Below are 14,215 nucleotides of genomic sequence, written 5' to 3'. Positions count from 1 at the left end.
GTTTCGTGCGTATAGACTATCATACACACCATGAGCGGTGTGGACATGCCATTGGCAAACTGGAAGAGTACGTGCAACGTGGTGTGGAGATCGGACTATCCCAGATTGGATTGTCCGATCACATGCCATTGTTGCATGTCGATCCGGCTCAATATTATCCGGAAATGGCGATGCCTATGGATGAACTGCCGCGTTACGTAGAGGAGTGTTTCTCCCTGAAAGAACGTTACCGTGGGCAGATTGACGTACGTGTTGGTCTGGAAGGTGACTATATTGAAGGCTGGGAAACAGAGATCCGTGCGATTATTGAGCGTTATCCATGGGATTATGTGATCGGCTCTGTTCATTTCCTCGGGGAATGGGACATTACAGACTTCCGCCAGACCCATCATTGGGAAGGCAAAGACGTACTTGAAGTATATCGTCAGTACTACGATGCCGTAAGCAAAGCAGCTGCCACGGGCATGTACGATATTATGGGCCATACAGATGTCATTAAACGCTTCGGCTTTGTTCCTTCAACGGAGCAGACAGAAGAACGTATCTCACTGGAGAACGCAGCGCTGCAGGCTATTGCCAAAAGTGGCTGCGCCATGGAGCTGAATGCTTCCGGGATATCGAAGCCTTGTGCCGAGATGTTCCCTAGTCGCAGAATGCTGACGGAAGCCATTCGCTTGGGGATTCCATTAACCATGGGCTCTGATGCACATGACCCAATGAAGCTGGGCGATTATTTGCCTGAAGCTGAAGCACTTTTACATGAGTTGGGCTGTACAGAAGTCGCTGTTTTCGAAGGCCGTCATCGCTCGTTCATTCCTTTAAATGTATAAGCCAGTAGAGTATAATGAGGGTAGGAAATAACCTTTTAGATAAGGGATTATATAGGGACTTCAACCCTCGGGAGGGCATTATGCAGCATTCGTTACGTATTTTTTCCGGTTCATCGAACCCTAAGCTGGCAGAACAGGTATGTGACAAGCTGGGTGTACAACTGGGCAAGATCAAGCTGTCCAGGTTCAAGAGCGGAGAAATATACGTTCATTATGAAGAAACGATCCGTAATTGTGATGTGTTTCTGGTACAGTCGTTGTCTCATCCGATCAATGAGCTGTTTGTCGAGTTGCTTGTGATGATTGATGCCGCAAAGAGGGCTTCAGCGCGCACGGTGAACATCATTGTTCCGTATTACGGCTATGCTCGTCAAGAGCGCAAATCCGCTCCACGGGAACCGATCTCGGCCAAGATGGTAGCAGATGTATTAACGACAGCTGGCGCCAATCGAGTGGTAACGATCGATCTGCACGCAGCGGCCATTCAGGGATTCTTCAACATTCCGGTTGACCATATGACATCACTGGATCTGATTAGTGATTATCTGTTAAGCAAAGGAATTGAGAACCCTGTTGTAGTCTCCCCGGATGCGGGACGAGCATCCATGGCTGAGAAGCTTGCGAACCGTCTGGATTCTCCATTTGCCATAATGATCAAGAAACGTCCAAGCCATAATGAATCGGTGATTACCCATGTCATTGGTGATGTAGAAGGACGGACACCTATTATTATTGAGGATCTGATCGACACCGGAACAACCATTCTGAATGTTGTGGAAGGGTTGAAGGAACGTGGCTCCAAAAATGTATATGTATGTGCAACACACGGATTGTTCTCCGATGGGGCAGTGAGTAAATTGAATCACCCGTCAATTGAAGAGGTGGTCGTTACGGACTCGATCGCACTGCCAGATGATCACCCTGAATGCTTCAAAGTGTTACCTGTTGCGCCAATGCTGGCCCGCGCCGTACGCATTATTGTGGATGGTGGCTCCATGGCCACATTGTTTAAGGATTCTGGCATTTAGAGCATCGAAGATATAACGGTGTGCTGCCAGATGAACTGTTCCGTGTCTGAGTTGTTGTCTGCTCAGCACGGTTTTTTTGTTTTGGCTCTTTGAATTCAATTCTTGCTTTGCTGCTCAGAGGCTTGTGCTATAATAACATAAAATCAGTTATGATAGCGTTATCATATAGTATTCAGCCCCTAAGGTGAGATGGATGCTGAACAGTAGAACCACGGCTGAGAACATTGGCATCGTGGAGTGAGGAGTGGGGTCTATTGTCTCGTAATTGGTACTACCGGTTATTGTTCTCGTACTTCCCAATTTTTTTTCTTACGGTGACCATACTCATTTTCATCGCGTTTGTTTTCATCAATGACATCTCCAAAGAGGAAACTAAAAAAGCAGACCGAATCTCCTCCAGTTATATGATAGACATGGTGGATCGTACAATCAGGGATATTGAACTATCCATCCTGGAAACGGTACAGAGTCAGCAGGCATACAAACTCTATTTTAATAACACAAACCTGACCAGCTCGGACACGGTATATGCAATTGCGCAGAATTTACGTGAGCTATCCAATTCGCCCTCATGGATTCAATCCATCTATCTATATGACAAGCGAAATAAACATGTTCTGACCGTAAGTGGTTCCAGAGAAGTGGAAGGTTTCTCGGATAAGGCATGGATTGATCAGATGGGTAACGGGTCTATCGGTTCAGGCTGGCAACCGGTCCGGGAATTCGATGCGGACTCTGTTCAACGCACCCCTATTCGCGTATTAACCGTGAACAAGGACATGCCTTTGCCTTTTGGCTCGCAGGGCACATTGGTCATTAATATCAAGATGAGCAGCATTGAACAGAGTGTAGATAGTATGGTTAATGGTCAGCTCTCATTCCTAACGATTACGGATCGGGATGGTAAGGTTGTGTATAATGCACACTCGGACCAAGAGGGCTCGATAGACGGTCAGGAACTGAATAGGCTAGCGCTAGAAAGACTGGGCTGGACAATTTCCAGTGGAATTAAGGCCGGCAACTTATTTGGCTGGGTCTCTGTCATATCTTATGTATGGGTAATCATTGCTATTGTGACTGTCATCTGTGCGATTGTATATATCGTGTATATTACTCGCCGTAACTATAAACCCATTCAGATCATCATGAACCGGATTGAGTCTCATCAGATTCGGGCGTTTGAACACTCCGGTGCTCGCACGGATGAGATGAAGATGATTGATGGTGTGCTTGAGAATCTGATTAATCATATGATGGATTATGACAAGAAAAGCAGGGAAAATGTACTCATGCAGCGCAGCAAGTTGTTCAATGCCCTGTTGCATGGTGAACACATGGAAAATGCAGCAGAGCAATTAAAAGAGCTCTCTCCACTGAATGATGTGCATGACTCGTCGCGTTTTGTCGTTGTTGTTGGAGAGATTAACCGTTATGAGAAGGGATTTCAGGAGAGGTACACGAGAGGTGAACAAAATACTCTGAAGTTTGCCTTGATGAACGTTTTGCAAGAGCTGTCACGTAATACGGGAGTCCAATGCTGGACGGAATGGATTAGTGTAGATCGAATTGCAATCCTTTTTGTGTTCAAAGAACAGAATGATAACAACTTGGATATGTCTGGACAGATTCGTGTTGTAGCTGAGGAATGCAAATCTTGGGTAGAACAAAATCTACGCATTTCCTTAAGCTTTGGCATTGGACCTATCGCTCAGGGAATCGGTGCAATACAAGATTCCTATGCAGCCGCAGAAGCGGTAATGCAACGTAAACTGTTGATGAATGGAGATGTCGGCCAAGCCGATTGCGGTGAAAACACAGCATCCTTTGCTGGATACCTATACCTATCTGCAGATGATTGCGGACTTTGTTAAGCGGTTCCGGATGTCGAGTGGACAGTGGCGGGAACAGTTGGAGGAGATCTTTACAGCATTTGAACAGAACAAACTGCCGGATGATGAGATTCGATCTCTGATTCAGGCCATGTTACAGATGCTTAGCCGAGAGGTGGCCATGATGTCGGAAGGACTTCAGGAAGAGCTGTCCGAAGAAAACATCAACAGATGGTTGAGTGCTGTGGAAGAGGCAGAGACGCTTACCGATGTGAAAAGTCTTTTATTTGATGGTCTGACGGACTTGTTCAGAACGTATGTAGCGGTAACGGAAACCAAGAGTTACAAAGCCATGGTTAATGAAATGAAAAATTATATCGAAGAACAGTTTGCAAATCCTGATCTTTCATTGAAACATCTGAGCGATCGATTCCAGATTACGGGCAAACATGCGAGTTATTTGTTCAAGACAGAATTCAACATGAAGTTTGTTGATTTTGTTACAGAGCTTCGCATGAAGGAGACGGAGCAGCTTCTGCTCAATACCGATTACTCTTTGCAGGATATTGCTCTAAAGGTTGGGTATGCAAATGGAATTACGTTGGGACGTGTATTTAAGCGGGTAACGGGTATTACACCAGGAGATTATCGTCGTTTGAAACGTGAACATCGAGAACCCGAAGAGTAGCGCAAAAGTGAACATATTCTGAGATCTGTACATCAGGATAACACAGGGTGAATTTCATGCAGTCACTTTCCACTTAGGAGAGAGGCTTGCAGAGGTTCGCCCTGTTTTCGTTGAACAATACTCTGCTGCCCGAGATCGATGTAACTGTTTTCGCAGGATAACAAGCTAATATTCCTGTTTTTTTCCCGTTTACGAATTTAGGCAGTGTGTGAAAATGGTTTATCCGACTTGGGACAGGCAGTTCCGATCCTTGAGGCGAAGAGTGCCGTCAAAGCCTAGAGCAGCATGGTTTTTGGAAAAGAATCAGTCTGCGAAAATAGGCTTAGCATATAAACCATAATCCGTTTGTAAGCGCTTCCGAAAGTGGTTTATTGCAGGATAACGGAAAAATGTGAAATACTCTGGGCAAGCTTTAAACATTCACGCAAAGCCAAAGGGGATGACAAAATGAGAAGCAAAGCAACCAAAGGGAGTCTAAAGAAATGGATGGGTTTGGCGCTGACGATGGTAATGGGCGTTTCTTTACTTGCGGGATGCTCATCAGCATCAGAAGAATCAGCTGAAGGCGGAACATCAGGCAATGGCGAGCGCGTTACCTTAAAGGTGGAGATTTTCGACCGTGGTAACAGTCCTTCACCGTACACAATTACGAACAACTATCTATCTAAAATGATTCAGGAGAAGTTCGGTGATCCCAACAATATTGATGTACAGTTTGTACCCGTTCAGCGTTCTGAGGAAGTTACCAAGCTGAACGTCCTGATGGCTAGCAATACGGATGTCCCTGATATTGTCTTTGTTTATGACTCAAGCGTGTTTTATCGGTATGCCCAGCAGGGTGGTTTGACTGATGTTGGAGAGTTGATTGATCAGCACGGTCCGAACCTGAAGAAGTTCCTGGGTGAAGATACTTTGAAGTTTGGGCAAGTGGAAGGACAACAGTTTGCTGTTCCGGGTAAACGTGCTATCACAGGCCGATACAGTTCTTACATCCGTCAGGATTGGCTCGATAAACTGGGATTGCCAGCGCCGAAGACCACGGATGAATTATATACAACTTTGAAAGCGTTCAAGGATAAAGATCCTGGTGGTCTCGGAAGCAAAAACATCCCAATGGGTATGGCTCTTGCACCAGCTCAATTCGAAACGCTCATCTACTCATTCATCAAGCCAGTTAGTGGCGACCTGACCTATGGTCAACGGTATGAATTGCCACTGCATGAAGGATTCAAAGAATCGATGCAGTTCCTGAACAAACTGTACAACGAAGGTCTGATCAGCAAAGACTTCAGTTTGGATGAAGACAAAACGCAGTTAGGGAAAGACATTCAAAACGGTAACGTAGGTTACTGGTCTGAAGATGTGGATGCCATGTTCTACGGAGATGGCACACTGGATAATTTGCATAAAAATGTGAGTGGCAGTGAAGTGTTGCCGGTTGATGTATACACCAATCCAAATGCAGACAACAAACACATCAAGTCACGCTACGGAACAAATGGTATGTACATTATGATTCCGAAGAGCAGCAAACGTTCTGTCGAAGCGATCAAATATCTCGACTGGATGGCATCTGACAACAATCTGATTGATATCTACAGTGGTGTGGAAGGCGAGAACTATGATCTGGTAGACGGCATTCCGGTTGTGAAAGAGGATGCATCCCAGGAAGCGCAGGATCGTCTGTTTAACGCAGGGGATACAGCCATTATCTCGAACGGTAAAAACATTGGTGATCAAGCGACGAATGAAAAGGCATGGATTATGGGCTTCCCGCAAAATAATCAGGAAATGCTGAAACAATCCATTGATATTGCTAACACCGATACAGTAGGACCGATCATTTTCGACAAACCGATTGAAGCAGAGATGAAGTACAGCACAGCTCTCAAAGACAAATTAAATGTCATTATCGTAAAAACAGCGATGGCTAAGCCAGCAGAATTCGATGCGGTATATGAAAAGGAAATGGCTGATTTCATGTCTCTGGGTGGTACTGAACTGAAAAAAGAACTTGAAGAAGCGGTTCAGGCACTCCCTGCAAAATAAGTAACTCTACACTTCAAGAGCAAAGACAGATACCCATACTACGGCTTAACTAGAAAGGAACGTGTGCCGCCGGACTGGCGGCACAGCCGTTTCCTTGTTGATAGGAGGAAACCGACTTGACCACCACATACTTGAAGAGGTATTGGCAATTATACGCTCTGATTTCACTGCCCATTATCTACTTTTTAATCTTTCGTTATGGACCGATGTACGGTGTACAGATCGCCTTTAAGGACTTTAACCTGTTTCAGGGAATCAGCGGCAGTGAGTGGATCGGTTTTGATGCTTTTCGCGAAGTATTTGGAATGCGGGACTTCTACACGACATTGCGCAACACCTTTATGCTGAATTTTCTTGATCTGGTCGTTTCATTTCCAGCTCCTATTATTCTGGCGATCATGCTCTATGAAGTTCGATTCAAATGGTTCAAAAAAATATCACAGACAATTCTGTACATTCCTCACTTTATCTCATGGGTAATCATCGGGGGAATTGTGTACCAATTGTTCGGTAATCAATCCGGTATGGTTAACGGTGTACTGGAAAGCATGGGCTTAAATTCAATACCATTTTTGACAGAAAAAAATCCATGGCTTGTGACGTATCTCTTCACAGGTGTCTGGCAAAGTGCAGGATGGGGAACCATTCTATATCTGGCCGCATTAACCGGCGTCAACAAGGAATTGTTTGAAGCAGCTGAGATCGATGGAGCATCGCGGCTGAAGAGAATCTGGCATATAACTTTGCCAAGTATTAAACCAACCATTGTGACCCTGCTCATTCTTAATCTTGGACATATGGTCAGCATCGGTTTTGATCGGCCTTATATCATTGGTAATACGGCCGTGCGTGAATATTCCGATGTACTCAGTACCTTTGTATACAGAGTTGGTCTTGAATCAGGACAATACACGCTGGCAACTGTCGTCGGACTGTTCCAGGCAGTGGTGGGACTCATATTCGTGCTAGGATCTAACTATATTTCGAAGAAAGCAACCGGTGAAGGTATATTGTAGGTTGTGGATGAACGGAAGAGACGCCAATCGGCTTGTTTGTATAGACCATCAGTAAAGGAGCTGTGCGCATATGAGTGAACGCACCTCAAACCGGATTTTTGATATCGTTAATATCTCCTTTATCACCTTGTTTGTTATATTCTGCCTGGCTCCATTCCTGCACACGATCGCGATCTCATTCAGTTCTAACCGTGCGATTACGTCAGGCGAAGTGACCATATTCCCGAAAGAGTTTAATTGGGATGCGTATATTCAGGTGTTCTCTGATCAGTCGATGATCTATTCACTGGGTTACACGACAGTTCTGACCATTGCTACTACTGTGCTGTGCATGGTGTTCACACTGGCAGCTGCTTACCCGTTAACCAAGAAAAAATTAAAAGGGCGCAAGCTCTTCATGTATGTCATCATCATTACGATGTTCTTCAGTGGCGGGATCATTCCCGAGTACTTGCTCATTCGTGACCTGAACTTGCTTAATTCCGTGTGGGCACTGATTCTGCCTGGACTGGTCAGTCCGTTTAACCTGATTATCCTGATTTCTTTCTTCAGAGGCATTCCAGAAAGTCTGGAAGAGTCCGCTGAGATTGATGGCAGTTCCCATGTACACACGCTCTTCAAAATTATATTGCCACTATCCATGCCAGTACTGGCTACACTAGCGCTATTCTATGCGGTTGGACGCTGGAATGGGTTCCAGGATTCCCTGATGTATATTAATGATCCGAAGCTGTACCCGCTTCAACTGAAGTTATTCCAAATGGTACAGAACAATATGGTCAGCGAGCTTACCCAAATGGAGGGTGCTAACCGTACGCCATTGACTCCCGAGAGTCTCAAGGCCGCAACTGTTATTTTTGCAACCGTTCCGATTCTGCTCGTTTATCCGTGGCTGCAAAAGTATTTTGTCAGTGGTGCGATGCTTGGCGCGGTAAAAGGTTGAGTTAAGGCTGATGTAAAAAGTTTAGCCAGAGGGAGGAGAAGGAAAACAGATGCAGCACATAGATAAGGGTATATATTCGTTCTCCACATGCTGGAATATCCGAAAACATGATGTCGGGGAAGATATGATTCGGGAGATTGCGGATCTCGGCTTTCGTCGGGTGGAGCTCAATTATAATGTGACGAAGGAGATGCTCAAGACGATTGAGCCGATGATTGAGCGTGGAGAGATTGGAATTTCTAGTGTCCACAACACCTTTCCACATGACCCCGATCCAGACTACGGTACGGATTCCATCTTGCTTGGCTTCGAAGATGAAGTGAAACGTAAGCGGGCGATCGAATTGCTGGTAGAGTCGGCTGAATATGCCCAACGTTATGGGGGAGAAGCAGTTGTTGTACACCCGGGAGAGGTACCTTTTCCTGAGGATATCAGCAAAGACCTTGGAAAGATCTATAACGAGGAAGGTCCGGATTCACCGAAGTATCACAGCAAATGGGCTGAATTGATGGAGCGGCGGGAAGCCCTCAGTTCAGGGTATGTGGAGAAAATTATCGCCAGTCTGGATGAGGTATGCAATCGAGCGGCAGCTAAAGGTCTGGATGTTCGTTTTGGTATCGAGACGAGATCCAGACCACAACAGATTCCTACCCTTGCCGAAGCTAAGACCATCATTGCTGCCCTCAAAGGGGCTCCGGTTGGTATCTGGTACGATACAGGTCATGCCATCATGATGGACCGAATGGGCCTTTATGACAGTGTGGGAGAAATGCAAGGCCTGATGGATGATATCGTAGGGGTCCATATCCATGAGACACTTGATCTCTCGGATCACTGGTGCCCGTATGTACACAGTAAGGATATGAACTTCTATGATGCCTATCTGCCGATGATTCGTCGCGCACAGGTGAAGGTGTATGAGTTGAAGTCTGCCTGTAAGGCAGAAGAGATTCATGAGAGTCATGACTTGCTAATGAAGAAGCTTGGAGTGACAGAGTAGGCGCGGTGAAGTGGGGAACAGTTTGCATGTTCACAGCCTGTGTTAAACGACTGTAAAAATATGATATATACTGACGAGAAAAATGAACTCACCTACGGGCGGTATGAGTAAGCTTCCGGTCTGAATTGAAGGCACTGAAGCAACCTACTCCGCACATCGGGAGAATGCATTGGTATGGAGGGGACTGCACATGTACAAACAACTGGTGGACAGTAATGACAGAGCGGTAGAAAGAGGCATATCCCGGCAGATGCTTGACCCGGAAAGCCGTTACTATGGAGGGACAATTGATCCCTTCACAGGTGTTGCCTGGGTCAACCATACGACTGGAACACCCACGGATATGTGTTACTGGGGAGCTGCGCTCTCCAATCCGGACTCCATCTATTACCGGGATGAGTCGTTGTTAAATCGACTGCTGTTAGCTACGGAATTTGTACTCCGCTTCCAGCATGAAGACGGTTCAATATCGCCTGGCTGGACCAATTACCATTCCCCTCCAGATACTGCATTTGTCGTTGTAGGGTATTCACAGTTGTATCAGCTTCTTCAGCAGCAAGAATGGGAGCCGCTTCAACCCGTATTGAACAATATGAGGCTATTCTTGGAACGTACAATCCCAACCATGCTTACGGGAGGTTGTCATACGCCCAATCATCGCTGGGTGCTATGCGCGGCGCTTGGTTTCCTGCATGAAATATTTGATCTGGAGGAAGCTGTGCAGCGCGCAGAGCAGTGGATGGATGAAGGCATGGATATTACACCCGATGGGGAGTGGACAGAACGGAGCAATGGGATATACAGCGCAGTTAGCGACATCATGTTAATTCATGCTGCGCGCCTGCTCAATCGTCCTGAACTGCTGGAACCAGTGAGGCTTAATCTCCGCATGATGGTGTATCTGGTCCATCCAACGGGTGAAATTGTTACGGATTATTCAGGGCGACAGGATCTGGGCAGTGTTCATGATCTGTCACCTTACTATCTGCCTTATGCCATTTTGGCTCGGCTAGACGGTGATCCACTCTTTGCAGGTATGGCAGCCTGGGCTGGAGATACATTGACCGATCCGGGAGTATGTTCGGTGAATACACTCATTCGATTAATGCTTGAGCCGGAGCTTCAACAGACGAATGATACACTTGATGCATTACCGGAACAGTATGAGGTCATGTTGAATGAACATTTTGTACGGGGTGAATATTTGAAACAGATGGACTCAGTAGGACATCACGGACGTATCTCTCACAGTCGGATGCATACGGATTTTGGTGCTCCGGTAGCCCGAATTCGGGATGGTGCTACAAGTGTGACTGTGATGACAGAAGTTCCTTCTTTCTTCGCTCTTCGTCATGGCAAGGTGCGCCTGCTGGCTGTGCAACTGGCCTCTTACTTTAATCCAGGGTATGTACCTATGCAGCAAATGACGAGGCTGTCCGAAGGGTATCGACTAACTGGTGAGCAGAAAAAAGGTTACTACGGCCCAATCCCTGCGAACCTGCTGCCAGAATCGGCTGCATCAGATATAAGTCCATGGTATTTGTTACCTCATCAGAGTCGTCAGCTTACTCATGAGCAGACCTTCCGTGTAGGAGCAGAATTACAGCCAACGGAAAACGGATGGAACATGCATCTATCTGGACAGGAACCGGAGGAAATTATGATGCAGTTGTCCTTTGTATTCGGAAGCGAAGGTGAGCTGACCTGTGAGGACGCGATTGAAACGAGTGAGGGTCACTACTTGTGGAAAGGCGGTACATTACGCTATACCTGCGGAGAAGACTGGCTGGAGATTACCGGGGGCGAGCTGGGGCATCTGGCGGCAACGGTACGTGAGGCAAAACTGCCGGACAAGTGTAAGGTTGTGCTGGTCAATTTCATGACGCCGTTTGATAAAACCATTCAAATTTCACTTTCTCCTTCGATGGCGTCGAAGATATAGATTTATTAGATATTTAAGCCATAACAGTTAGAAGACCGAGCCCAAATGCTCGGTCTTCTTTTTGTACGAATGACTGCAATTAACGTTCTAAAATGATATTCCCACTGTCGAGCTCAGTCCAGTAATGTATGAACTATTATCATTTCAGTTGCCCTAACGCAGTTTCGATTGGTTTAGTGAACAGAGGATCATCTTTGGTTTTGCTCCAGTAAACGATAAGAACATTTCCTTTCTCATATAGAAAAGGGAATGTTGTGAATTGGGCACTCTCCATGTGTTTGTTGAATTCTTTTGTCCCTTTGATGCGATCCTTTTCAGAATTGAAAATATAAAAATGTATAAATTCAGGGCTATATGGTTCTTCTTCCACGGGCACTTCAACCGAATACACCTCAGGTACAACATCATTTAATTTCAAAGGATACCCGGTTATACCAAAGGACACTAAATCCAGTTCTTGAGACTCGAGCGCTCTCAGTACATCACCTAATGTGAACTTATTTTCTATGTTTTCTATATCTTTTGAACATCCGTTCAAAGCAAACAAGCAGATTAAGATGAATATAAGTGGTTTTATCTTTGAGATCCTCAATATAACATCCCCTTAAAATAATAATGATGGGTCTTTATTTTTTATTACACACGCGTAAAAGAGGCTGACGGAAAGAGCTAATATACGTTGTTTGATTTTTTAATGGAGATAAACCACTCAAAAAGGCAATGAGGATAATAATACCATAAAAGTATACTTATCTTTATTATAACCGGACCGAATCCAGTTAGACGCCGCGTAACCGACAAGAATGGACTAATGCAATACTGCAAAGAGAGCCTGTGGCAAGTGAGTGTAGGAGTCTCTAGGCAAAGGCGGTTTTCCTTTGAATAAACAACGCTCCAAGGTGATAGGTTTCCGCAAAATGGAATATCACCGTCTTTTGCATTTTTTTCATAAACGACATGAAACTACATATTGAGAAGTGGGCCTTAAGATGTGGTATACTGAAGAGTATGAATGAAATGCAAAGAGGAGGTGCCTTGGAAGATGAAGGGCAAGCTAGTGCGGGCTGAGGGACACCTTGCCAATATTATACCGATTCACTTGGATGCTTCTTTCTTCTTTGAAAGAGCTGTCCGCTCGCTGGACCGAAATCATGTCGACAAGGCATTAAAATATTTTCGCAAAGCTGTTGAATACGAACCGGAAAATCCGGTAAATCATTGTAATATGGCGGGTATATTATCGGAGAAGGGGGATTACGAAGCCTCCAATGCCATTCTGGCTAACGTGCTGGAAGTGGTAGATCCGTCAATGACGGAATGTTATTTTTATATGGCGAACAATTATGCAAATATGGATCGGTTTGAGGAAGCCGAGCAAGCACTTGTTACCTATCTGGAGGAGGACACTCAAGGTCAGTTCATGACGGAAGCCGAAGATATGATGGAGCTTCTGTATTATGAGCTGGATCGTCCGACCAAACTGAATCGAATCAAATCACGCAAAGGTGTAGTGGAGCACGATCAGGCACGGGAACTGCTGGAAGAAGGGAAATTTGCACAGGCTGCTGAATTGCTCGAAGGCATGTCTTCTGATTATCCTGATTACTTGGCTGCCCGTAACAATCTGGCACTCGCCTACTATTATATGGGTCTGTTTCCCAAAGCAAAAGAGACTATTGCCGAAGTGCTTGAACAGGAACCAGGTAATCTGCACGCACTCTGTAATCTGGCCATTTTCCATCAAAATGAGAACCGGGCTGATCAAGTGCTGCTTCTGATCAAAAAATTGCGGGTCATCGTGCCATTCCAGCACGAACAAGTCTACAAACTGGCGACAACGATGGGAATTCTGGGCCAACACGATACGGCTTATGTTCACTTCCGGCGTTTGCTCAAGGACGAAGAGACAGCTGCTGATCCGGCACTTGCTCACTATGCAGCAGTGGCGGCTTATAATACAGAACGTTATGATGCTGCTGAGCGTTTATGGCATCATGTGTCCAAGCTTGATCCGGGTTCCGAAGTATCCCGGTATTATCTGTCAGGTCTTGAGGCTGTAAGACAAGGCGAGCAAGAGCCAGAGAAGCTAAGTTATCATTATCATCTGCCATTTGATGAGCAGTTCAGACAGTGGGAGAACTATGGTAGTGGCATACCTGAAGAAATGAAAAATGATCCACTGATTCGTTCATCTTTCTTCTGGGCATTGCGTCATGGTGATCGGGCAACCAAGCTACAGGTTATTCATGCGCTTGGGATGATCGGTGACTATGAGGTGCAGCAGGCTCTGCAATCCTTTATTGAAGAGCCTGGAGAAGAACAGGATCTGCTTGAGGCAGCACAAACTGTACTGAACGGATTGAAATCGGCTGAACATGAGGATCGGAATTCTCAGGTGGTTCGACCCTTTTCTCCTGTAGCCTTGAAGTCTATTGGGAAGGTTCCATCCACATCAGAGCAATCGGACACTGGTTCAACCACCCATTGGCAGGCTGTTGTTGATCGTGCGTTACAGATGTCTGAAGCAAAGGCTGAGTTGCAGCAAGAGATGGAACGGCTCTGGACGGATTATGTATCCCGGGTACATCCGGAGGTTCCGGGTACGAAGCAGATTGAGGGTTGGGCTGCAGGACTTGAATATTTGGCAGCGAAGAATCACAGTCGGCCCGTTACCTATCAAAGCATTGCTGAGCGTTATGGGATATCGGCATCAACGGTTAGCAAGTATGCTAAACAGATTCATTCGGTTTGTAACAGCAAGCCACCACTTGTATAGAGAGTTCGCTTCAACTCGTTTTCAGAAAGACATCATCAGGTGAAGGATACAACAACCGGGAAAACGGGTAAACTTAACGAATGGGCCTCGTAAACGCCTGTAGGATATCATCTT

General features: G+C 45.7%; 11 protein-coding genes. 10 read left to right on the top strand and 1 reads right to left on the bottom strand.

What is annotated here, in order from left to right; genetic code table 11:
* The first annotated feature begins 5 nt into the window (after positions 1–5).
* The 9 genes from hisJ (at position 6) to QF041_RS19860 (ending at position 11,325) form a co-directional block, all read left to right on the top strand.
* A complete protein-coding gene (gene hisJ / locus QF041_RS19900; protein ID WP_307415426.1) occupies positions 6–830 on the top strand; it encodes a histidinol-phosphatase HisJ in 825 nt (274 codons plus the stop codon).
* A gap of 80 nt (positions 831–910) precedes the next feature.
* Positions 911–1,858: a ribose-phosphate diphosphokinase gene (locus QF041_RS19895; RefSeq protein ID WP_036616184.1), complete on the top strand. Its 948-nt coding sequence runs from the start codon at positions 911–913 to the stop codon at positions 1,856–1,858.
* A gap of 254 nt (positions 1,859–2,112) precedes the next feature.
* Positions 2,113–3,729, top strand: coding sequence for a hypothetical protein (locus QF041_RS19890; RefSeq protein ID WP_307415425.1), 1,617 nt, complete (start codon positions 2,113–2,115; stop codon positions 3,727–3,729).
* Positions 3,644–4,375: an AraC family transcriptional regulator gene (locus QF041_RS19885; RefSeq protein WP_307415424.1), complete on the top strand. Its 732-nt coding sequence runs from the start codon at positions 3,644–3,646 to the stop codon at positions 4,373–4,375. Before QF041_RS19890 ends, QF041_RS19885 begins: the two co-directional genes overlap by 86 nt.
* A 447-nt stretch (positions 4,376–4,822) precedes the next feature.
* Complete coding sequence (locus QF041_RS19880) at positions 4,823–6,424, top strand: extracellular solute-binding protein (RefSeq protein WP_307415423.1); 1,602 nt, start codon at positions 4,823–4,825, stop codon at positions 6,422–6,424.
* Positions 6,425–6,540: 116 nt separating this feature from the next.
* Positions 6,541–7,440, top strand: coding sequence for an ABC transporter permease (locus QF041_RS19875; protein ID WP_036616191.1), 900 nt, complete (start codon positions 6,541–6,543; stop codon positions 7,438–7,440).
* A 70-nt stretch (positions 7,441–7,510) separates the two neighbouring features.
* Complete coding sequence (locus tag QF041_RS19870) at positions 7,511–8,383, top strand: carbohydrate ABC transporter permease (RefSeq protein WP_036616194.1); 873 nt, start codon at positions 7,511–7,513, stop codon at positions 8,381–8,383.
* Between the two features lie 49 nt (positions 8,384–8,432).
* On the top strand, positions 8,433–9,383 hold the full coding sequence (locus QF041_RS19865; RefSeq protein ID WP_307415422.1) for a sugar phosphate isomerase/epimerase family protein: 951 nt from the start codon (positions 8,433–8,435) through the stop codon (positions 9,381–9,383).
* A gap of 190 nt (positions 9,384–9,573) precedes the next feature.
* A complete protein-coding gene (locus QF041_RS19860) occupies positions 9,574–11,325 on the top strand; it encodes a hypothetical protein (protein ID WP_307415421.1) in 1,752 nt (583 codons plus the stop codon).
* Positions 11,326–11,464: 139 nt separating this feature from the next.
* Here QF041_RS19860 and QF041_RS19855 read toward each other — a convergent pair whose 3' ends face one another.
* Positions 11,465–11,917 (bottom strand): hypothetical protein, encoded by a 453-nt coding sequence (locus QF041_RS19855; protein ID WP_307415420.1) that lies wholly within the window; start codon positions 11,915–11,917, stop codon positions 11,465–11,467.
* Positions 11,918–12,367: 450 nt separating this feature from the next.
* Between QF041_RS19855 and QF041_RS19850 the strand changes: the two genes are divergently transcribed.
* On the top strand, positions 12,368–14,101 hold the full coding sequence (locus QF041_RS19850) for a tetratricopeptide repeat protein (RefSeq protein WP_307415419.1): 1,734 nt from the start codon (positions 12,368–12,370) through the stop codon (positions 14,099–14,101).
* Positions 14,102–14,215: the final 114 nt, after the last annotated feature.

This window comes from Paenibacillus sp. W2I17 (assembly GCF_030815985.1).
GTDB lineage: Bacteria > Bacillota > Bacilli > Paenibacillales > Paenibacillaceae > Paenibacillus.
The sequence above is the reverse complement of the archived record's forward strand: the minus strand, read 5'-3'. Positions and strand labels throughout refer to the sequence as shown.